This is a genomic window from Parafrankia sp. EUN1f, assembly GCF_000177675.1.
Lineage (GTDB): Bacteria > Actinomycetota > Actinomycetes > Frankiales > Frankiaceae > Parafrankia.
Map to the genome: position 1 here is coordinate 15,280 of NZ_ADGX01000085.1, position 21,094 is coordinate 36,373.

Annotated in this window: 16 protein-coding genes and 2 tRNA genes; 15 read left to right on the forward strand and 3 right to left on the reverse strand. The window is 70.7% G+C overall.

Annotation, left to right across the window (positions count from 1 at the left end; genetic code table 11):
- Window positions 1–26 precede the first annotated feature (26 nt).
- Window positions 27–563, forward strand: a complete 537-nt coding sequence (locus FREUN1FDRAFT_RS23320; protein WP_006542679.1) for a BlaI/MecI/CopY family transcriptional regulator — start codon at window positions 27–29, stop codon at window positions 561–563.
- Window positions 564–571: 8 nt separating this feature from the next.
- Complete coding sequence (locus tag FREUN1FDRAFT_RS23325) at window positions 572–1,600, forward strand: M48 family metalloprotease (RefSeq protein WP_006542680.1); 1,029 nt, start codon at window positions 572–574, stop codon at window positions 1,598–1,600.
- A 28-nt stretch (window positions 1,601–1,628) separates the two neighbouring features.
- On the opposite strand, the gene FREUN1FDRAFT_RS23330 is transcribed toward FREUN1FDRAFT_RS23325, so the two are convergent.
- From FREUN1FDRAFT_RS23330 to FREUN1FDRAFT_RS23340, 3 genes are all read right to left on the reverse strand, one after another.
- Entirely contained in the window at window positions 1,629–2,456 is an 828-nt protein-coding gene (locus FREUN1FDRAFT_RS23330) for a L,D-transpeptidase (RefSeq protein WP_232295368.1), read from the reverse strand.
- Between the two features lie 132 nt (window positions 2,457–2,588).
- Window positions 2,589–4,619 (reverse strand): class I SAM-dependent methyltransferase, encoded by a 2,031-nt coding sequence (locus tag FREUN1FDRAFT_RS23335; RefSeq protein WP_006542682.1) that lies wholly within the window; start codon window positions 4,617–4,619, stop codon window positions 2,589–2,591.
- A 1,033-nt stretch (window positions 4,620–5,652) separates the two neighbouring features.
- Window positions 5,653–5,723 (reverse strand) — tRNA-Gly (locus tag FREUN1FDRAFT_RS23340).
- 48 nt (window positions 5,724–5,771) lie between these two features.
- Here FREUN1FDRAFT_RS23340 and FREUN1FDRAFT_RS23345 point away from each other — a divergent pair.
- From FREUN1FDRAFT_RS23345 to FREUN1FDRAFT_RS23410, 13 genes are all read left to right on the forward strand, one after another.
- A tRNA-Pro gene (locus FREUN1FDRAFT_RS23345) sits at window positions 5,772–5,844 on the forward strand.
- Between the two features lie 55 nt (window positions 5,845–5,899).
- Window positions 5,900–7,381: a trigger factor gene (gene tig, locus FREUN1FDRAFT_RS23350; protein WP_006542683.1), complete on the forward strand. Its 1,482-nt coding sequence runs from the start codon at window positions 5,900–5,902 to the stop codon at window positions 7,379–7,381.
- Between the two features lie 297 nt (window positions 7,382–7,678).
- Window positions 7,679–8,320: an ATP-dependent Clp protease proteolytic subunit gene (locus tag FREUN1FDRAFT_RS23355; RefSeq protein ID WP_035953188.1), complete on the forward strand. Its 642-nt coding sequence runs from the start codon at window positions 7,679–7,681 to the stop codon at window positions 8,318–8,320.
- 72 nt (window positions 8,321–8,392) lie between these two features.
- Window positions 8,393–9,037 carry an ATP-dependent Clp protease proteolytic subunit gene (locus FREUN1FDRAFT_RS23360; RefSeq protein ID WP_006542685.1) on the forward strand — a complete coding sequence of 215 codons (645 nt, stop codon included), beginning with the start codon at window positions 8,393–8,395 and terminating at the stop codon, window positions 9,035–9,037.
- A gap of 389 nt (window positions 9,038–9,426) precedes the next feature.
- Complete coding sequence (clpX, locus tag FREUN1FDRAFT_RS23365; RefSeq protein WP_006542686.1) at window positions 9,427–10,722, forward strand: ATP-dependent Clp protease ATP-binding subunit ClpX; 1,296 nt, start codon at window positions 9,427–9,429, stop codon at window positions 10,720–10,722.
- A gap of 202 nt (window positions 10,723–10,924) precedes the next feature.
- On the forward strand, window positions 10,925–12,274 hold the full coding sequence (locus FREUN1FDRAFT_RS23370) for a folylpolyglutamate synthase/dihydrofolate synthase family protein (RefSeq protein ID WP_006542687.1): 1,350 nt from the start codon (window positions 10,925–10,927) through the stop codon (window positions 12,272–12,274).
- Window positions 12,275–12,472: 198 nt separating this feature from the next.
- Complete coding sequence (gene ndk, locus FREUN1FDRAFT_RS23375; protein WP_006542688.1) at window positions 12,473–12,886, forward strand: nucleoside-diphosphate kinase; 414 nt, start codon at window positions 12,473–12,475, stop codon at window positions 12,884–12,886.
- Between the two features lie 542 nt (window positions 12,887–13,428).
- Window positions 13,429–14,460, forward strand: a complete 1,032-nt coding sequence (locus FREUN1FDRAFT_RS23385) for a rod shape-determining protein (protein WP_006542689.1) — start codon at window positions 13,429–13,431, stop codon at window positions 14,458–14,460.
- Window positions 14,461–14,572: 112 nt separating this feature from the next.
- Entirely contained in the window at window positions 14,573–15,565 is a 993-nt protein-coding gene (mreC, locus tag FREUN1FDRAFT_RS23390; protein WP_006542690.1) for a rod shape-determining protein MreC, read from the forward strand.
- 7 nt (window positions 15,566–15,572) lie between these two features.
- Entirely contained in the window at window positions 15,573–16,109 is a 537-nt protein-coding gene (mreD, locus tag FREUN1FDRAFT_RS23395) for a rod shape-determining protein MreD (protein ID WP_006542691.1), read from the forward strand.
- Entirely contained in the window at window positions 16,106–18,412 is a 2,307-nt protein-coding gene (mrdA, locus tag FREUN1FDRAFT_RS23400; protein ID WP_006542692.1) for a penicillin-binding protein 2, read from the forward strand. Before mreD ends, mrdA begins: the two co-directional genes overlap by 4 nt.
- Window positions 18,413–18,522: 110 nt before the next feature.
- A complete protein-coding gene (gene rodA, locus FREUN1FDRAFT_RS23405) occupies window positions 18,523–19,758 on the forward strand; it encodes a rod shape-determining protein RodA (protein WP_006542694.1) in 1,236 nt (411 codons plus the stop codon).
- A gap of 99 nt (window positions 19,759–19,857) precedes the next feature.
- A partial coding sequence (locus FREUN1FDRAFT_RS23410; RefSeq protein ID WP_006542695.1) for a radical SAM protein occupies window positions 19,858–21,094 on the forward strand: 1,237 nt, incomplete at its 3' end.

Sequence of the window (21,094 nt, forward strand, 5' to 3'; positions counted from 1 at the left end):
CCGGGTACCGCTGGGGAGCCGTTCTGATGGATGACGCGACATCGTCGACCGACGCGGTGCCGCCCGATGTGGCGCCGCACGAGGCAGTGATGCCCGAGGCGGTGCCGGCCGCGCGGCGCCGGCCACCTGGTTCGCTGGAGGAGGAGGTGCTTGGCGTGCTGCACAGCTCCGGGGAACTCTCTCCCGGTGAGGTACGCGACCTCCTCCCGGACTCCGGGAGGCTCTCCTACAGCGCGGTGGTGACCACCCTCACCCGGCTTCATGCCAAGGGCGTGGTCACTCGTCGGCGCCATGGGCGGGCCTACCTGTACTCGGCGCCCGGCGATCCGGCCACGCTCGTCGCCTGGCGGATGAACCGGCTGCTCGCCGGCCAGGCCGACCACAGACGCGCGCTCACCCACTTCATCGCGGCGCTCTCCCCCACGGACGAGGCGCTGGTTCGTGATCTGCTGGCCTCCGCCCCCGCCCAGCCTGGTGGTGTGCCCCTGGCCGGCGGTGACCTGCAGGCCCACAACGACGGTGGCGGGGCCGCCACGGCGCCTGGCTCCGAGCCCAGCCGATAGGGCGAGCCGTGGCCGTCGATCAACTGCTTGTCTCGGTCGTTCTCGCTCCGGCCGCGGGTGTGGTCGCCGGGCGCATCCTGGTCGACCTGCTGCCGCCGCGCGCCGTGGCCTTCGGCTACACCGCCGCGGCGGGCCTGTTCGCCGCCGCGAGCACGCTGAGCCTGGTCGCGTTCGGCATGCCGGCGGTGGCGCGGGTCGCCGGGCTGTCGCCGGCGCACCAACCGGTGGTGATGTCCTGGCAGTCCGGCGAGATGCCGCTGTGGGCGTCCTGGGCATGCCTGCTGCTGGTCACGGTCGCGATGATCTCGGTGCTGGTGACCGGGCGGAGTCAGTTCAGGTCCGTGCGCGCCGCCCGAGCTGAGGCTGCCGCGCTGCCGGGCACCGGTGAGATCGTGGTGATCCCCGATGGTCGCGCGGACGCCTTCGCCCTTCCCGGCGTCCCGGGGCGCATCGTCGTCACCGAGGGCATGCTCACCGCGGTCGGCGCGGGCCGGCACCAGGCGCTGTTCGCGCACGAGCGGGCGCATCTGGCCGGTCGGCACCACCGGTTCTCCTTCGGCGCGCGTCTCGCGGCGGCCGCGTTACCGCCCCTGTGGCCGATGGTCACCGTGATCGACTACGCGATCGAACGGTGGGCCGACGAGCAGGCGGCGAGCGTGGTGGGTGATCGCCGCTCGGTCGCGCACGTTGTCGGTACGGCCGCGCTGGCCGCCACCGAGCAGGCTGTCGTCGAGCAGACCGCGGTTGAACAGGCCGCCGTCGTCGGCGCGGGCGAAAGGCGGCCCGGCCGGCGGCTGTTCCCCGGTCGCCTCCGCGAGCCACGCACCGCCAAGCTGCGGGCGGTCGCGGCCGGCGGCGGCCCACGACCCGGCCCTGTTCCGCGTCGGGTCGCGGCGCTGCTCGCAGCCCCGCAGCGTCGCAACCGGCTCCTGCTCGCCGCCCTGCCCGCGGCGCTCGCGCTCGCCTCCTGCGGAGTCTCGATCGAGGCACTGCTGGATCTGCCCTACCGGCGGGTGTTCGACTACGTCGAGCCCTGAACGTCGGCGGGTGGTGGGCGCAGCGCGCTCAGCCCACGATCGTGACCGGCGTCCCGAGTGGGACAAGACCCACCAGGCGCAGCAGGTCATCGTTGCGCAGCCTGATGCATCCCATGCTGACGTCCGAGCCGACAAGGTCCGGGCGGTTGGTGCCGTGCAGCCCGATGATGCCGTCGGCCCCGTTGAACTGGGTGATGACGTCGGAGAAGCCGGAAAGCCCGAAGGCGAACGGTCCCCAAGGGCCGTTCGGGTCCGCCGGGCGCAGCAGCTCGGTCAGGTAGAACACGCCGCGTGGCGTCGGTGTCGAACCGGTGCCGATGCCGACCGGGAGCTTCGCGGCGACCGCCCCGTCACGGAAGACGGTCAGCCGGTGCGCCCGGCGGTCGACCAGCAGCTCGTAGGGCGTCGTCGTGAGACGGACGTCGGCTGCCCGCACCCAGCCGATGCTGTTGTTCGGCCGGACGGGGACCCGGACCCGAAGCCAGTCGCGCTGCCTCTCCTCCACGCCGAGCACCAGGGTGACGCCACGTGGATTGGGATTGTCCAGGGTCCAGCGCGGCTCGCCGCCGTCGCGATCCGCGAAGATCTCCAGGCGGGGCACCGTGGCATAGGCGACCCAGGCCCAGCCCGCGGGCAGGGCCAGGATCGTGGCGTCGGCCGGCCGCGGATCGTCGGCGTGGCCCGGTTCGTCACCGCCGCGCCCCGCATCAGGCGGGACGATGCTCGGCCCCGGCCGCGCAACGGGCCATGGCCCGCGGGCCACGCCGGTGACCTGCCCGCCGCAGCCGGCGAGCGCGAACATGCTCACTGCCGCGGCCAGTACCCCCAGCGCCCGAGCGACACCCCGTCCAGCCACGGCTCCGTGCCACCCCCCGAGACGCGCCCCGCCGCGCCGGTCCGTCACCGGCACGGCCGCTTCGCCAGCAGAGGGTAGTTCGCCGGTCGCGGGATCATGGGAAGCCGCGTTGTCGCGTGGCGACGGGATCTGTCACCTCCGCGCGGCCAGCACCCGGTATGCGTTCGAACGCCGGCCGGCGGTGAGATAGCGGCGGCTCGCCGCATCCCAGGCGATCGCCGCCGGCATCGCCGCCGCCGTCGCCGCGCCGAGCAGGACCCGCCGCGCTCGCGCCGCCGCGGGGTTCGCGACGTCCAGCCACGGGCTGGTCGGTGGCGGGGCGGCCCGCTGCCAGGCGCCCCACAGCGCGATCGGGGCGTCCCCGCCCTGGTGGGCTGGACCGAACCGCACGTCGAGAACCTTCAGCCCGAGGTCGTCCAGAGCGGCGGTCAGGTTGTCGGCCGGGAGGAGGTGCTGATGCTGGGGCACCAGCCAGCCGGGCCAGTACGTGCCGAACCAACGGCCGGCGGGGCAGTGCGGATTCGGCAGCTCGACGAGCAGGTGCCCGCCCGGGGCGAGGACCTGCGTGGCGGCCTGCAGCTCCTTCCGCGGGTCTCGGGTGTGCTCCAGGTAGTGGAACATGCTGACCACGTCATAACGGTCGCGCAGGGTGTCCGCCAGGTCGGGCAGCCGGCCCCGGTAGGCGTGCTCGATCCAGCCTCGGCGTACGGCCTGGCCGATGCTCTCGCCGATGTCCAGGCCGTCGAAGGACGTCGTCGGCCAGACCTCCCGCGCGGTCGCGCAGAAGTGGCCGAAGCCCCCGCCGACGTCGAGCCAGCGCCGCGGCGCGGGGATGTCGATGCGGGCCCGGTCCAGGTACGTGGCGGTGTTGCGGCTGAAGAGCTCCTCGACCAGGCGGGCGCCGAGACCGGAGTAGAAGTCCCGGTAGTAGAACTCGAGCCCGTCCAGGGTCAGCCGTGGGTTCTGGAAGACGTGGCCGCAGTCGCGGCACCGGTCGTACCGGAACACGCCGGGCTTCGCCTGGAAGCAGTCGGCGCCGAGCAGTTCGAGTGCCAGATCGGCTCCGCCGCACCAGGGGCAGGCCGTGATCGGGGCCTCCAGGAACCTGTCGACGCCGGCGGCGAGGTCGGCCGCGTACTGGCGCCTCTTCGCCGCCAGCAACGCGGGCTCCGGCACCGGTGGCCCCGGCCGAGGCGTCCATGCGGTGGCGGTGGCGGCAGCAGCGGTAGAGGCAGTGGTGGCGGTGGTGGCAGTGGTGGCGGTGGCGGTGGCGGTGGCAGTAGTGGCAGCGGCAGTGGCAGTGGCGGCGGCGTCGGTCACGGTCGTGCCAGCGGTGGTTGCCGGTGCGGTCCGCCTGGCGGTGACCGGTGAGGCGAGAAACCGCAGCATCGGCAGCCGACGGGTGAGCGGGCTGCTGGCCAGCCCACCCGCCGTGAGTCGAATCCGCCCCGCGCTCACCACCAGGGGCTGCACCCATCCGAGCAGCGCGGCGCCGAGCGCCCAGGCTGGCGCTGCGGCCACGCCGGCGACGACCGCGAGGTCACGGGCGAGTGGAATGAACGGCATACCGGGAGCCCACGGGTAGGCGGCGAACTCAATCTCCAGCCGCTGCGTCGCGGACCCCGCACCCGCCGAGAGCCCCGGCAGAATCGCCAGCCCCGTCGCGGTCGACGCATGAAGCCGCAGCGCCGCGGTGGCCGCGACGAGCTCGACACGGGACGGCGCCGGCAGATCGAGTCCGGCGCGTTCCCATACGTCCTGTTCGACGAGCAGGGCCTGGAAGGCACCGCGCCCCGAGGTGAACAGGCCCGACCGGTCGGCCCGCGGATCGACCATCCGTGCCAGGTCGAGCACCTCATGGGCGGCCATCTCGGCAGGCACCAGATCCAGGACGGACAGGCCCTCCCGGAGCGCGTACGCACTAGCCGCCCGCCGCTGCGCCTCGTCGAGCCGGACGCCGTCGGCGAGCAGGAACCGGTGCGAGGCATGCACGGCCTGCCCAGCCGGCGGAATCACAGCCAGCGCACGCACCCGCGCACGCAGCCGCAGGCTGTTGAGGCTGATTCCGGCAAAGGCGGCGATCGGCAGCCATGCGCGGAGGGTGCCTGTTCCTTCGCTGATGACGCCTCCCCAGGCGAGGGCAACGAGAGCGACACCGCGCACCCTACGGCCGCCAAGGCCCCCACCAGGACCTGCACACACGCCACCCACCAGGGCCCGTGCTGCCCCGCCCGACCTGCCCGGCCCCCGAAAACCTGCAGATCGCCCGTATGGACGAAGCGGCCCCGGAGCACCCGAGGCGCCCGGACGACCGGAGTCACCCCGCCGGCCCTCAGGATCACGAAGACGATGCGACCGACCACGGACAGCGTCGACCGCGCCCCAGGCTCACCGTCGTGAACGCCCAACATGCGCAAAAGTAGCGGCAATCAACGCACAACCATCCATCATGGGATGGTCGGTCACTCCAGTGTTCCGCCTCCGAATCGGCGACCCTGCGCACCCGACCATCCGGCGGGGAGGCCCCGAACCGGGAGGTTCGCGACCCGCCCGGCCGTTCCACGACGATTCTGGCCGCCCGGACCCTGGCGACGCTGCGCACCCGGCAGATCTCGAAGAGTGCCGAGTCGATCCGCTCGGACGCTCTCCGGCGCCGCGAAGCCCGGCTCCGTCACCCCGAAACGACGACCGACCTGAACTTTCAGCTCAGGGCACAAGGCCAGCTCAGGGAACAGGCTTCGGCCACCGAAGCCCCAACGCAAGCCGCCCCGAGGACCACAGGGACACGCCACCCCCGAGCCGGCTTCACCGAGACGACCCACAAGCCGAAACCCACCAGCTCAGGGCGTTACACCCCCAAGACCCCACCGCCACAACAGGCAAAGCAGATCCAAGGCCACCACCCCGCAAAACCCCGCCACCCCAAGGGTTTGGGGGGGTCCGGGGCACCGCCCCGGAAACCCCGGCAGCTCAGGGGGTTGGGGGGGTCCGGGGCACCGCCCCGGAAACCCCGGCAGCTCAGGGGGTTGGGGGGGTCCGGGGGCGCAGCCCCCGAAACCCCAGCACACCCCACCACACACCAAACGCCCGGGCCCCCACCCCACCAGCGGCAGGGGGCGTCCGGGGGCAACGCCCCCGACGAAATAACGGCCCAAGGCCCAAAGCCAAAGGCTTTGGGCATAGGAATCCCAGCTCGAGCGGGTGACCGGGATCGAACCGGCATGGCCAGCTTGGAAGGCTGGGGCTCTGCCATTGAGCTACACCCGCGTTGGTGATGAGGACGAGCTTACCCCGTAGGATGGGGATGCAACGCCTCGGGGCGTAGCGTAGTGGCTAGCGCGCCTGCTTTGGGTGCAGGAGATCGGGAGTTCGAGTCTCCCCGCCCCGACCGATACTCTCGGCGCATCACCCCGTCCGACGTCGTACCAGGAGACCGCCGCGCCGTGAAGGCCACCAAGGAGACCCTCAGTCCTACCCGGGTCAAGCTGACCGTCGAGGTGCCCTTCGACGAGCTCAAGCCGTCCGTCGATGCCACCTACCGCAAGCTGGCGCGTCAGGTGCGTGTCAGCGGGTTCCGCCCGGGCAAGGTTCCGCCGCGCATCCTCGACCAGCGCCTCGGGCGGGGTGTGATCCTTGACGAGGCGATCCAGGAGGCGCTGCCGCGCCTGTACTCGGAGGCTGTCCAAGCCGAGGAGGTCGACGTCCTGTCGCGGCCGGAGGTGGACATCACCGAGTTCGCCGACGGCGCGCAGCTGGTGTTCACCGCCGAGGTGGATGTCCGCCCGGATGTGACGCTGCCGGAGTTCGGCGACCTGGAGCTGGTTGTCGAGCCGGCGGTCGTGTCGGACGAGAAGGTCGAGGAGTACCTCGGCACTCTGCGCGACCGGTTCGCTGTCCTGAAGCCGGTGGAGCGTGCGGTGCAGGAGGGCGACTTCGTGTCGCTGGACCTGTCCGCGTCGGTGGACGGCGAGGCCATCGAGGACGCCACGGCCACCGGGATGTCCTACGAGGTGGGCAGCGGGAACCTGATCGACGGCATCGATGAGGCGATCACCGGTGCTTCGGACGGCGACGAGCGCACCTTCGACACCGAGCTGCTCGCCGGCGAGTACGCCGGGCGGACGGCCCAGGTCACGGCGGTTGTCCGTGGGGTGAAGGAGAAGGAACTCCCGGAGCTCGACGACGATTTCGCCACGACGGCCAGCGAGTTCGACACTCTGGACGAGCTGCGTGCGGATGTGCGGACGCGGCTGGAGACCGTCCGGAAGCAGGAGCAGCTGGGCGAGGCCCGCGAGAAGCTGCTCGACAAGCTGGTCGAGCTGGTCGAGGTCCCGGTTCCGGAGTCGGTGCTGGCGGGCGAGCTGGAGGCGCGTGAGCACCGCCTGTCGCACGAGCTGGAGCACATGGGGACGGACCGCGCGGCCTACCTGGAGACCCTGGGGCAGTCCGCGGAGGAGTTCGACTCCGAGGTGCGTGACTCGGCTGGCAAGGCGATCCGGTCGCAGTTCATCCTGGACGCGGTGATCGACGCGGAGTCGATCGGGCTGGATCAGGGCGAGCTGATGGAGCAGATCCTGATGCGGGCGCAGCGGGCCGGTGTGCAGCCGGATCAGTACGCCCAGCACCTGGCGCAGGGTGAGGGCCTGACCGCTCTGATGGCGGACGTGCTCCGGACGAAGGCGCTGTTCCTGCTGTTGGAGAACGTGAAGGTCGTCGACTCCGAGGGGAACCCGGTGGAGTTGCACCTGCCGCGTCGGCCGTCGGCCGACGAGGGTGACGACGTCGTGGACATCTCCGACGAGCTGGACGCCGAGGAGCTTCCGACGGGCGCGGCGGGGCCGGTGGCTGCGGCCACTGACGCCGCCGACTCCGACACGGAGACCGGTGCGGGCGATGCTGAGGCTGACGCGGGCGATTCGAAGTAGTGGCGGGCCCGGGCGTTTCCGGGCCTGACGGGACGTTGTGGGGCGGCCTCCGGAATTCGGTCCTGATGGACCGGGTACCGGGGGCCGTCCGCGTGTCCGGGAACCACAGGTGGACACCGCAGGGCACGCTGTGGGCTCCGGCTCGGGTCCGTAAGTGCTCGGAGCACAGGGATGCCGGACTGGCCCAGCCTCACGCCCAGCGCGAACATCGAGGGAGAAGCAGCGGAACCGGCTCGGGTCACAGATAGTGTCGAGCCGGTCAATCAGATGCCGCCAAAGGAAGCCGAGGATCCGACTGTGAGTGACATCGCCGCCCCTCGCCTGGCTGTCCCGGGCCCGAGTCTGCGCTCTCCCGGCCAGAGCGGTCCCGGCTTCGACGAGCAGGTGTTCAACCGGCTGCTCCGCGAGCGGATCATCTTCCTTGGTTCGGTGGTGGAGGACTCGATCGCGAACGCGATCTGTGCGCAGCTGCTGCTGCTCAACGCCGAGGACCCGCAGCGGGACATCTTCCTTTACATCAACTCGCCCGGTGGCTCGGTGAGCGCCGGTATGGCGATCTACGACACCATGCAGTACGTCGAGAACGACGTCGCCACGGTCTCGCTCGGCCTTGCCGCGTCGATGGGCCAGTTCCTGCTCTGCGCGGGTGCGCCGGGCAAGCGTTACTCGCTGCCGCACGCGCGGATCATGATGCACCAGCCTTCCGGCGGCATCGGCGGTACGGCCTCCGACATCGCGATCCAGGCTGAGCAGATGCTGTACACGAAGCGGATGATGCAGGAGCGCATCGCGTTCCACACGGGTCAGCCGGTCGAGCAGATCGAGCGTGACTCCGACCGCGACCGGTGGTTCACCGCCGATGAAGCGAAGGACTACGGCTTCGTGGACCACGTCGTCCAGCGGGCCCGCCAGGTTCCCAGCGAAGGCCCGGTGAGCTGACGTACCCCCACGGCCGCAAGCCGCCGGAGAAGTCCCGACCCTCGTCACCCGCTCTCCTCGGAGGCAGTCACCATGTACGGATCACAGGGCTACTACGGGCCGCAGAGCCGGTACGTCCTCCCCAACATCATCGAGAAGACGTCCCGCGGCGAGTACGGCATGGATCCGTACTCGAAGCTCCTGAAGGAGCGGATCGTCTTCCTCGGCGCGCCCATCGACGACACGTCGGCGAACGACGTGATGGCGCAGCTGCTGTTCCTGGAGTCCGAGGACCCGGACCGCGACATCTCGATCTACATCAACTCGCCGGGTGGCTCGTTCACCTCGCTGACCGCCATCTACGACACGATGCAGTTCGTCCGGCCCGACATCCAGACGATCTGCATGGGCCAGGCGGCGTCGGCGGCGGCGGTGCTGCTCGCGGCGGGTACGCCCGGCAAGCGGTTCGCGCTGCAGAACAGCCGGATCCTCATCCACCAGCCGTCCGCGCAGGGTGAGGGCCAGTCGAGCGACATCGAGATCCAGGCGCGCGAGATCCTGCGGATGCGCACGCTGCTGGAGCGGATGCTCGCCGAGCACACCGGCCGCAACGAAGAGGACATCCGCAAGGACATCGAGCGCGACAAGATCCTCAGCTCCGAGGAGGCCAAGGAGTACGGCCTCATCGATGAAGTGATCAAGACCCGGAAGTCCTCGCGGCTCGCCGCCGCGCGCTGAACCCGGGTTACGCGCGGCGTCGCCGGGCCTGCCTTCCCGCGGGCCCGGCGGGGTCGGGCAGGCCATGGCTGTGGTCCCCGGTGGGTCTGCCGGTTTCACCCGGCGGGCTCCTCGGTGGCGGGCCAGGTGCGACGCATTGGCATCACCACCTCTCAATTCGGACGCCCGATCGTGCTGTGACGCCGAACGGGCTGTGTGGACGAGCGGGGACGCCTCCGATGACCGTAGGCTGACCGGTATGAGCCCAGCGATTGGGCTCTCACCGGACGCCCCCGCGGGGTACCGTCCCCACGAGGACGGATACAGGCAGACACGCGACGACCGGGCGGTGCGCACCGCCCCCGACACGCAGGCGACACCATCGTCTGGACGAAGGGACTGAGTCCTCGGTGGCACGCATCGGTGATGGCGGTGACCTGCTCAAGTGCTCCTTCTGCGGTAAGTCGCAGAAGCAGGTGAAGAAGCTCATCGCTGGCCCAGGCGTCTACATCTGCGATGAGTGCATCGACCTCTGCAACGAGATCATCGAGGAGGAGCTCTCCGAGTCCTCGGAGCTGAAGTGGGAGGAACTGCCCAAGCCCCGGGAGATCTACGAGTTCCTCGACGGCTACGTCGTCGGCCAGGAGGCCGCGAAGAAGACGCTGTCGGTAGCCGTCTACAACCACTACAAGCGGGTGCAGGCGGGCAGCTCCTCCAGCGGTGACGCGGCGAAGAGTGAGGTCGAGCTCGCGAAGAGCAACATCCTGCTGCTGGGCCCCACGGGCTGTGGCAAGACCCTGCTCGCCCAGACCCTGGCTCGCATGCTGAACGTCCCGTTCGCCATCGCCGACGCGACCGCGCTGACCGAGGCGGGCTATGTGGGCGAGGATGTCGAGAACATTCTTCTCAAACTCATCCAGGCCGCCGACTATGACGTCAAGAAGGCCGAGACGGGCATCATCTACATCGACGAGGTCGATAAGATCGCCCGCAAGTCGGAGAATCCCAGTATCACCCGGGACGTCTCCGGCGAAGGTGTGCAGCAGGCGCTGCTGAAGATTCTTGAGGGAACGACCGCGAGCGTCCCGCCGCAGGGTGGTCGGAAGCATCCGCATCAGGAGTTCATTCAGATCGACACGACGAACGTGCTGTTCATCGTGGGGGGTGCCTTCGCCGGGCTCGACCGCATCATCGAATCCCGGATCGGCAAGAAGTCCCTGGGCTTCCGTGCGGTGCTCCACGGCAAGGACGACCCGGACTCCTCGGACGTCTTCGGCGACATCATGCCGGAGGACCTGCTCAAGTACGGAATGATCCCGGAGTTCATCGGCCGGCTGCCGATCATCACCAGCGTCTCCAACCTCGACCGCGAGGCGCTGATCCGCATCCTCACCGAGCCGAAGAACGCCTTGGTCCGCCAGTACAAGCGGCTGTTCGAACTGGACGGCGTGGACCTCGACTTCACGACCGACGCGCTGGAGGCCATCGCCGACCAGGCGATCCTGCGGGGCACCGGTGCCCGTGGCCTGCGCGCGATCATGGAGGAGGTCCTGCTCTCGGTGATGTACGACATCCCGAGCCGCAAGGACGTCGCCCGTGCGGTCATCACCCGCGAGGTCGTGCTGGAGCACGTCAACCCCACTCTGGTGCCACGGGACGTCGCCGCGTCCAAGCGCAACCCGGGCCGCCAGGAGAAGTCGGCCTGACCGCGGGGCCGCGCAGGCGGTGCCTCGTCGCACGGCGGCGGCCTGACCGGCGGACAACCGCCCCGGCGAGCCGCGGAGCAACAGGCCGCGGAGCGCCGGGGCGCGCGGAGGCATGCGGGGGTGCGCGGCCGGCGGCCGGCGGCACGCGCGCCTGTCTCCCGTCGGGAGGAGGCCGCTTCGGTGATGCCATAACCTCGGCACCGTGACAGACGTGAGCACGGGGAACACGCCGGACGACGCTGCCGGCCTCGCCAGGGTGGAGAAGGCGCTCGCCGGGCGGTTCCCGCACCGGATGCTTCCCGATCTGGAGCGGATGCGGGATCTCGTGGACCTGCTGGGGCATCCCGAGCGGTCCTTCCCGTCGATCCACATCACCGGGACGAACGGCAAGACCTCCACGGCGCGGATGATCGACGCCCTGCTGCAGGCGTTCGGCCTGCGTCCCGGCCGCTACACCTCGCCGCACCTGGAGACGGTCACCGAGCGGATCAGCATCAACGGCGCGCCCGCGAGCGCGGAGGTGTTCGCCCGCGCCTACGACGACGTGATCCCGTACGCCGAGCTCGTCGACACCCGGCACGCCGAGCGGGTCACCTTCTTCGAGCTGCTCACCGCGATGGCGTTCTCCGCCTTCGCGGACGCGCCGGTGGACGTGGGCGTGATCGAGGTCGGTATGGGTGGCACCTGGGACGCGACGAACGTCATCGACGCCCCGGTCGCGGTGATCACGCCGGTCTCGCTGGACCATCCGGAGCTCGGCTCGACGGTCGAGTCCGTCGCGGCGGAGAAGGCCGGCATCATCCGGCCGGACTCGCTGCTCGTGCTGGCCCAGCAGCAGTTGCCCGCCGCGGAGGTGCTGCTGCGCCGGGCCGCCGAGCTGGGTGCCACGGTCGCCCGGGAGGGCCTGGAGTTCGGTGTCGTCGGCCGGCGGGCCGCCGTCGGCGGGCAGATGCTGACCCTGCGCGGGCTCGGTGGGACCTACGAGGAGGTCTTCCTGCCGCTGCACGGCGTGCATCAGGCGCACAACGCGGCGGTGGCGCTGGCGGCAGTCGAGGCCTTTCTCGGCGGTGGGCAGAACCAGCTGGACGCCGACGCCGTGCTCGCCGGGTTCGCCCAGGCGAGTTCGCCGGGCCGGCTTGAGGTGGTCCGGCGTTCGCCGACGATCGTTCTGGACGGCGCGCACAACGTCGCCGGCGCCGAGGCCCTCGCGGCCGCGGTCGACGAGGCCTTCGGCTTCGAGTCCCTGGTCGGTGTGGTCGCCGTCCTGGGCGACAAGGACGCGGATGGCATCCTCGCCGCGTTGGAGCCGGTCTTCAGCAGCGTCGTGATCACGCAGAGCACCTCGCCGCGGGCGATGCCGGCGGACGATCTGGCGGCGGTCGCGGTGGATGTCTTCGGCGCAGACCGGGTCGAGGTGGCGCTGCGTCTGGACGACGCGCTGGACGCCGCGGTGCGCCTGGCCGAGGAGGAAGGCGAGCTCGGTGGCACCGGAGTGCTGGTCACCGGCTCACTGGTGACGGTGGGGGAGGCCCGCCGTCTCCTCGGCCGCTGACCACTGGCCGCTGACCGGCCGCTGCCCGTGGCACCGCCGCACCGTCGCGCCACTCCGACGGGTGGTCTCGGGGGAGTGCGCGCGCCGGTCTGGATCGTGGACCCTGTAGGTTTGCCAGGGGCCAACCGGTCGCGCCAGTAGCCGCGGACCGTCCGGCCATCCGCGTCAAAGATGACGAAACGAGTCTGAAGGAGTCCCGTGTCCTCCGAGCGCACCCTCATCCTGGTCAAGCCCGACGGCGTCAGCCGTGGCCTCATCGGTGAGGTCATCGGTCGCCTCGAGCGCAAGGGGCTGAAGATCGTCGCCCTGGAGCTGCGCACGCTGGAGCGCTCGGTCGCCGAGACCCACTACGGCGAGCACGCCAGCAAGCCCTTCTTCGGTGAGCTGGTCGACTTCATCACCTCTGGTCCGCTGGTCGCCCTGGTGGCGGAGGGCCCGCGGGCGACGGAGGCGGCGCGCGGCCTCATCGGCGCCACCGACCCGGTGAAGGCGGTCCCCGGTTCGCTGCGCGGTGACTTCGCGCTGGAGATCGGCCAGAACCTCGTGCACGGCTCGGACTCGCCGGAGTCGGCGAAGCGCGAGATCGACCTGTTCTTCCCCGGCCTGAGCTGACCTGCGGGCACCGGGTGCCCCCGCCCTCACCCCTGGTGGGTGGCGGGGTTCCACCGGCGCGGGTGAGCCGCCGGACGGGCGTGGCCCCGTCGAGGTGCCGCCCGGCCGCCGGCCGCCGTGGTCGGCCCGGTGTCCTTGGGTGTTCCGTCCCCGATCGGGGGAAGTCTCGTCCCTGCCGGGTGCCCGATCGGCGGCGGTCCGCCGCTGACCTGCCACCCGTCCACGGATGATGTGGAGCCGGGCGGCGTGCCGCGCGTGCCCCGGTGCGTGTGGGGTGACACGCTTCCCGGTCGGCTCAGCGACGTCGTCGGGGGCGGTCTACGCTTTCACCTACCCGGAGCGTGCCCGGTGGCTCGCCGTAATCGCCGTACCGGCGGTCACGGTGAACGGGTCCACGCGAGGCGCATCCGGGCCGTCCCGCCCGTTCGACGAACTCTGTACGCGTTTCGCGCGTTGGTCGGAGAAGGGCCGGTCGGTGTCGTCCGCGTGCGCCGTCCGGATCCGTCCCACCTCGCGCCCCTCGGGAAGGCCGGCACCCGACGATGTCCAGTTCGCTGTCGTTCCTCGGTCGTGACATGGCCGTCGACCTCGGTACCGCCAACACGCTCGTCTACGTCCGTGGCCGGGGCATCGTGCTCAACGAGCCCAGTGTCGTCGCGATCAACACCACGACCTCGGGAATCCTCGCCGTCGGAACCGACGCGAAAAGAATGATCGGCCGTACGCCGGGCAACGTGGTGGCGGTCCGCCCGCTGAAGGACGGCGTCATCGCCGACTTCGAGACCACCGAGCGGATGCTGCGGTACTTCATCCAGAAGGTGCACCGGCGGCGTCATTTCGCCAAGCCCCGGCTGGTGGTGTGCGTCCCGTCCGGCATCACCGGTGTGGAGCAGCGCGCGGTGAAGGACGCCGGCTACCAGGCCGGCGCGCGGAAGGTCTACATCATCGAGGAGCCGATGGCGGCGGCGATCGGCGCCGGCCTCCCGGTGCACGAGCCGACCGGCAACATGGTCGTGGACATCGGTGGCGGCACGACCGAGGTCGCGGTCATCTCGCTGGGCGGCATCGTCACCAGCCAGTCGATCCGCACCGCCGGCGACGAGCTCGACACGGCGATCATCTCCTACGTCAAGAAGGAGTACTCGCTGATGCTCGGCGAGCGGACCGCCGAGGAGATCAAGATGGCGATCGGCTCGGCGCACAAGGTGCCGGACGAGCCGAGCGCCGAGATCCGTGGCCGTGACCTGGTCACAGGCCTGCCCAAGACCATCGTGGTGACCGCCGAGGAGATCCGCAAGGCCATCGAGGAGCCGGTGAACGCGGTGATCGACGCGGTCAAGGTGACCCTCGACCGGTGCCCGCCGGAGCTGTCCGGCGACATCATGGACCGCGGCATCGTCCTGACCGGCGGCGGTGCGCTGCTGCGCGGGCTGGACGAGCGGCTGCGGCACGAGACCGGAATGCCGATCCACATCGCGGAGAACCCGCTGCATTCGGTGGCGATGGGGTCGGGCAAGTGCGTCGAGGAGTTCGAGGCGCTGCAGCAGGTCCTCATCTCCGAACCGAAGCGCTGACGGCCCGCGCGGCGCGGCCGGTGTGGACCCGGCCGCGCCCTCGGCGGCGTGCGGCGGCATGGGAGTGCGGTGGTAGGAGTGTGGCGGTGGCAGGCGGCGATGGAGGACCGACGTGGGACGTGACACCAGGCGCTCCCGTCTCGTCATCGCCGCCCTGCTCGTCCTCGCGTTCACGCTGATCACGCTCGACTACCGGACCAGCGACTCGGCGCCCGGTGCCCGGGGTGTGGTGCACTCGGTCGTGGGCGGGGTCGAGAACGCGGTGACCACGGTGACCCGGCCGGTGGGTCGAACGGTGTCGTCGCTGACCCACCCGAACCGCTACCACGATCGCGCCGACCGGCTCGCCGAGGAGAACGCGCAACTGCGTCGGCAGATCTCCGACGACGCCGAGATCGACCGGTTGGCCGGTGAGCTCTCGGACCTGCGCCTGCTCGCCGACAAGGGGCAGTACACGATCGTTCCGGCCCGGGTCATCGCGGTCGGTGATGTCACCGGGATGGACTGGACGGTGACGATCAATGCCGGCCGTCGCGACGGCCTCGCCGTGGACAAGGTGGTCGTGAACACGGCCGGCCTGGTCGGCACGGTCACGTCGGTCACCGACAGCACTGCGGTCGTCAAGCTGATCTGCGATCCGAGCAGCCGCATCGGCGCTCGGCTGGAGCAGACCAAGCTGCTCGGCGCGGTCGCCGGTGGCCAGGGTCCGTCCACTCTGACCTTCACCCTTTATGACGCCTCCTACCAGGTGCAAAAGGGTGACCGATTGGTTACGTTTGGTAGTCTCGACTATGTGGCGGGAGTGCCGATCGGCGAAGTGACCGAGGTGGTGGATGTCGGTGGCCTCTCGCGTACCGCCGAGGTCCGCCCCTTCGTCTCGATCGGCACGCTCGACCTGGTCGGCGTGATCGTCGGTGGCCCCGCCACCGACCCGGGTGACCGGGTGCTCCCGCCCCGCGCGGTGCCGGACTCCGGCGCGGCCGGCTCCACCGACGGCCAGGCGCCGAGTGGGCAGGCGCCCGCCGGCCAGGCGCAGAGCGGTGAGGCGCCGGCCGGGCAGGTCCCGGCCGGCGGCGGAGCTCCGGCGGCCCAGGGCGCGGGGTGACGAGGCGGTGTGGGATGGCGGGTTCTCCGAGGAGCGGCTGCATCCGCGTACCTTCGCGGCCGCGGCCGCGCTGCTGGCCGTCGCCGTCGTCCTGCAGGTGTCGGTGGTGGCCCGGCTCGGCGCCCCGCTGGGCCGCCCCGATCTGGTGATCGTGCTGCTGGCGATCATCGCGCTGATCGAGGGCCCGCTGCTCGGCGCGGTGCTCGGCTTCGTCGTCGGGCTGCTGGCCGATCTGATGTCCACCCACGTGCTCGGGCAGACGGCCCTCGTGCTGTGCCTGGTCGGGTATCTCGCCGGCCTGGTGATGAACGCGGCGGAGCGTTCGATCACCGTTCCGCTCGCCACCGTGGGAGCCGCGGCGGTGTTCGGCACCCTCGGGAACGCCGCGGCGACCGCGATCCTGGGCGACGCGGCGCTCACCGGCGCCCAGGCCCTCGAGCGGGCCGTCGCCGCCGGTCTCTACGCGCTGCTGGTGACCCCGTTCCTGTTCCCGATCGCCACGGCCGCCTCCCGCCGCCTGCACCGGGATCGGGGGCGGCTGTGAACGACCGGATGCGGATCCGGCTGCTCATCCTGCGAGTGCTCGTTCTCTCCCTGCTGGTGACGCTGGGCGCCCGGCTGTGGGTGCTGCAGATCCTCGACGGTGAGCGGTACCGCAGGGTCGCCGAGACGAACCGGGTCAGGGAGGTCGTCACACCGGCGACCAGGGGAATGATCGTCGATGATCAGGGGCAGCCGCTGGTCCGGAACCGCACGTCCCTGGTCATCTCGGTGAACCGGTCGACCATCGACCGGCAGTCCGACAAGGGCCGGGCCGTCCTGGACCGGCTCGCCACCGTGATCGGCATGCCGCGGGCCGAGATCGAGCAGCGCATCCGATTCTGCTCGGCCACGGTGAAGGCGCCGTGCTGGAACGGCTCCCCCTACCAGCCGGTTCCGGTGGCGAAGGACGTCTCCTCGGCGCAGGCGCTCGCGGTGATCGAGCATCCGGACCGCTTCCCCGGGGTGTCGGCGGATCTGCAGGCCGTCCGCGAGTACCCGAACGCTTCGCTCGCGGCCCACGAGCTGGGCTACCTCGCGCCCGTTTCCCAGGACCAGCTCGACGCCCAGGGTGGTGAGAAGGGCTACCACCTCAACAGCCTGATCGGTGTCTCCGGGCTGGAGTACACCTACGACGACGCGCTGCGCGGGGCGGACGGCGTGGAGCGCCTGGAGGTGGACCGGTTCGGGCGGGTCGCCGGCACCGCCTCCACCACGGACCCGGTCAGTGGTGACCACCTGGTGCTCAATCTGGACCTCGACGTGCAGCGGGCCGCCGAGCAGGCGCTGGGGAAGACGCTGGAGTCGCTCGGTGGTGGCGCCCGGGCGGCGTCGGCCGTCGTCCTGAACGTGCGTACCGGCGGAGTGGTCGCGCTCGCCAGCCTGCCGACCTACAACCCGTCGGTGTTCGTCGGCGGCATCTCCCAGACCGACTACTCCGCGCTGTCCGACCCGGCGAACGGCACGCCGCTGCTGTCACGTGCCTACCAGGGCTCGGCCGCGGCGGGCTCGACGTTCAAGGTCGTCTCCACCGCGGTCGCGATGCAGCAGATGGGCGCCAAGGGCGACGACAAGTTCGACTGCGCACCGACGCTGCAGGTCGGTGACCAGATCTTCCACAACTTCGACGGGTCGTCGGCCGGCCCGATCACGCTGCACCAGTCGCTGGTCATCTCCTGCGACGTCATCTTCGACAAGTTCGCCTACGACGCCTGGGTCGCCGACGGCGGTCTGCGCAACGGCCGCGGCCCGTACCAGGAACCGAAGGAGTACTTCGTCCGCATGGCCGAGGCCATGGGGTTCGGGAGCCGCACCGGGATCGACCTGCCCGGGGAGACCTCGGGCGCCGTCGTCGACCGGGCGGACGCGAAGAAGATCTGGGAGGAGCTGAAGGACTCGTACTGCCGGCGGGCGCAGAACGGATATCCGGAGGAACCGGACCCGGTCAAGGCGGAGCGGTACCGCAAGTACGCGGCCGAGGCCTGCGTCGACGGTTACCTCTACAACGCCGGCGCGGCCGTGCAGTTCTCCATCGGCCAGGGCCAGTACCTCTCCGTCAGCCCCCTGCAGCTCGCCACCGCCTACGCGGCCATCGCCAACGGCGGGACGCTCTACCAGCCCACCCTCGCGAAGGCGACCATCTCCCCGGACGGCAGGCGGACGAAGCTCATCGAGCCCACCGTCACCGGCCATCTGCCCGTCTCGCCGGAGATCCTCGCCTACATCCGGGACGGTCTGCATGGTGTGACCACCGAGGCCGGTGGCACGGCGGCGGGTGTGTTCGCGGACTGGCCCAGCGATCTCGTACCGGTCGGGGGCAAGACCGGGACCGCCGAGGTCGAAGGCAAGGGTGACACCTCCTGGTTCGCCTCGTTCGCCCCGGCGAACGATCCCCAGTTCGTGGTCGTGGTGAGCATCCCGGAATCCGGGACCGGTGCGGAGTACGCGGCGCCGGTCGCCAAGGAGATCTACAAGGCGCTCTACGGCGTCGGCCAGCCAGCGGCCCTGCCCGGCGGCAAGCCGCCCGCCGACCTGCCTGAGCTGGGCCGGGACGGAAGCTTCGGTGGTGGTGCGGGCACGACCGCCGGCCCGGCCCCGTCGGCGCAGGGCGCGGCTGGGCAGGGCACGGTGGTTCAGGGTGCGGTGGTCCAGGGTGCGGTGGCACCCGGCGTGGCGGGCCCCGAGGCGGCCGCGCCCGGCGCGGTGCTGCCCGCGCTGTGGCCTGCCTCGGGGCCGGCCGCCCACAGCGGAACCGAGCCGGCCGCCGCGACGTCCGCCGCGGGCGGCGCAGGCCGTTCCCCGCCGTGACCGTGGGCGCTCGCGCGCCAGCCGCCTATGCACACACGCACGCACGCACGCCGATCATCGCCACCAGCACGAACAACCCAGGACGTCGACCGCTACACAGGGGAGGGGCGATGACGCAGGACCCCGGCCCCACCGCGCTGCGGTCGTCCCCGGTGCTCGTACGGGGGCGGATCGGGCAGCTGCGGGATCGGGCCTCCGGGCGGCACTCGCCATTGCGGCGCCTCGACTGGCCGCTCCAGATCAGCGTGGTCGCGCTCGCTCTGATCGGTGCCCTGCTGGTCTGGTCGGCAACCCGGCAGCGGATGGAGGAGGCGGGCAGCGACCCGCAGACCTTCCTCAAACGCCACCTGCTGAACCTCGCGATCGGCCTGGTGCTCGGCGCCGCCGCGACCGTGGTCGACTACCGGATCCTGCGGGCGTACGCGCCGTTCGTCTACCTGGGCTCGCTCGTCGGGCTGGTGGCCGTGCTGCTCGTCGGCACCACGGTCAACGGCGCGCACTCGTGGATCGTGCTGCCGGCCGGGTTCCAGCTGCAGCCGTCAGAGTTCGCGAAGGTCGCGCTCGTCGTCGGCGTGGCCATGATCCTCGGCGAGAAGCACGAGGACCGGTACACCGGCATCCGCCGCGGTGAGCCGGGGCATGGTGACGTCCTGCTCGTGCTGGGCCTCGCCGTCATCCCGATGGGGCTGATCATGCTTCAGCCGGACTTCGGGACGGTCATGGTGCTGGTGTTCGTGACTCTCGGGATGCTGGCGGTGAGCGGCGCGCCGCGGCGCTGGGTTCTCGGGCTGGTCCTGTGCGGGGTGCTGTTCGGTGGCGCGATCCTGCAGTTCCACCTGCTCAAGCCCTACCAGGAGGCTCGGCTCACCTCGTTCGTCTCGGAGAACAAGGCGACGTCGTCCAGCGGCTACAACGTCGACCAGGCGATGACCGCGATCGCCAACGGGGGCGTCACGGGCCGGGGGCTGTTCGAGGGCCAGCAGACCCAGGGCCAGTTCGTGCCCGAGCAGCAGACCGACTTCGTCTTCAGCGTGGCGGGGGAGGAGCTCGGGTATCTCGGCGCCGGCGGGGTGATCGTGCTGCTGGGCGTGGTGCTCTGGCGAGCGCTCACGATCGGGTTTCAGTCCCAGGACTCGTTCGGAGCACTGATCGCCACCGGTGTGGTCTGTTGGTTCACCTTCCAGATCTTCGTCAATATCGGTATGTGTCTGGGCGTGATGCCGGTGACCGGGCTACCGCTGACGTTCCTGTCCTACGGTGGGTCGTCGATGTTCGCGAACATGGTCGCGGTTGGTTTGCTCCAGAATGTCCGTCTACGTTCCAGGTCGGACCCGTACGCGCTCTGAGGTCGTCCCGGGTCGTCTCCCTGGCAGTCCCGCGGGCCGCGACAAGGTGCCTCGTCGGGGCCCGGTCGAGCCTCGGCGTGGTGCCGTAGGCTCGCGGACATGCCCGGACAGTCGCTGTTCCCACTCTTGGAGCCACTGCTCCCACGGGTCCGGAAACCGGTCCAGTACGTGGGTGGTGAGGGGAACTCGGTCGTCAAACCGTGGGACGACACCGCCGTCCGCTGGTGCCTGATGTACCCGGACGCCTACGAGGTCGGCATTCCGAACCAGGGTGTGCAGATCCTCTACGAGATCCTGAACGAGCAGCCGGACGTCCTGGCCGAGCGCACGTACTCGGTCTGGCCGGACCTCGAGGCGCTCATGCGTGAGCATGGCATCGCGCAGTTCACGGTGGACGCGCATCGCGCCGTCGGTGACTTCGACCTGTTCGGGGTCAGCTTCTCCACCGAGCTCGGCTACACGAACCTGCTCACGGCGCTGGACCTGGCCGGGATCCCGCTGCATGCCGCCGACCGGGACGACACCTCGCCGGTGGTCGTGGCCGGTGGCCACGCGGCGTTCAACCCCGAGACGATCGCGGACTTCGTCGACGCCGTGGTGCTCGGCGACGGTGAGCAGGCCGTCCTGCGGATCACCGACGTCACCCGGGTGTGGAAGGCCGAGGGCTCGCCCGGCGGGCGTGGTGAGCTGCTGCTCCGGCTGGCCCGCCTCGGCCTGGTCTATGTGCCGGCCTTCTTCGACGTGAGCTATCGGCCGGACGGCAGGATCGCCGCGGTGACACCCACCCGTGACGACATCCCGGCCCGGCCGGCCAAGCACACGCTGACGGATCTCGACTCCTGGCCGTATCCGAAGGCCCCGCTGGTGCCGCTCGCGGAGTCCGTGCACGAGCGGATGAGCGTGGAGATCTTCCGCGGCTGCACCCGTGGATGTCGCTTCTGTCAGGCGGGCATGATCACTCGGCCGGTTCGGGAGCGCAACATCGCGACGGTCGGGGCGATGGTCGACGCGGGGCTCGCGGCCTCGGGCTTCTCCGAGGTCGGCCTGCTGTCACTGTCCAGCGCGGACCACAGCGAGATAGGCGAGATCGCCAAGGCACTGGCCGACCGCTACGAGGGCACGAACACGTCGCTGAGCCTGCCCTCGACCCGGGTGGACGCCTTCAACGTGACGCTGGCCAACGAGTTCTCCCGCAACGGTCGGCGCAGCGGCCTCACCTTCGCCCCCGAGGGCGGCTCGGAGCGCCTGCGCAAGGTCATCAACAAGATGGTCAGCGCCGAGGACCTCATCCGCACCGTGAGCACGGCCTACGCGCACGGCTGGCGCCAGGTGAAGC

Excerpts from the sequence above, each read along its gene's own strand:
- FREUN1FDRAFT_RS23320 (WP_006542679.1), top strand. The coding sequence starts at position 27 with ATGGATGACGCGACATCGTCGACCGACGCGGTGCCGCCCGATGTGGCG.
- FREUN1FDRAFT_RS23360 (WP_006542685.1), top strand. The coding sequence starts at position 8,393 with ATGTACGGATCACAGGGCTACTACGGGCCGCAGAGCCGGTACGTCCTC.
- FREUN1FDRAFT_RS23385 (WP_006542689.1), top strand. The coding sequence starts at position 13,429 with ATGTCCAGTTCGCTGTCGTTCCTCGGTCGTGACATGGCCGTCGACCTC.
- rodA (WP_006542694.1), top strand. The coding sequence starts at position 18,523 with ATGACGCAGGACCCCGGCCCCACCGCGCTGCGGTCGTCCCCGGTGCTC.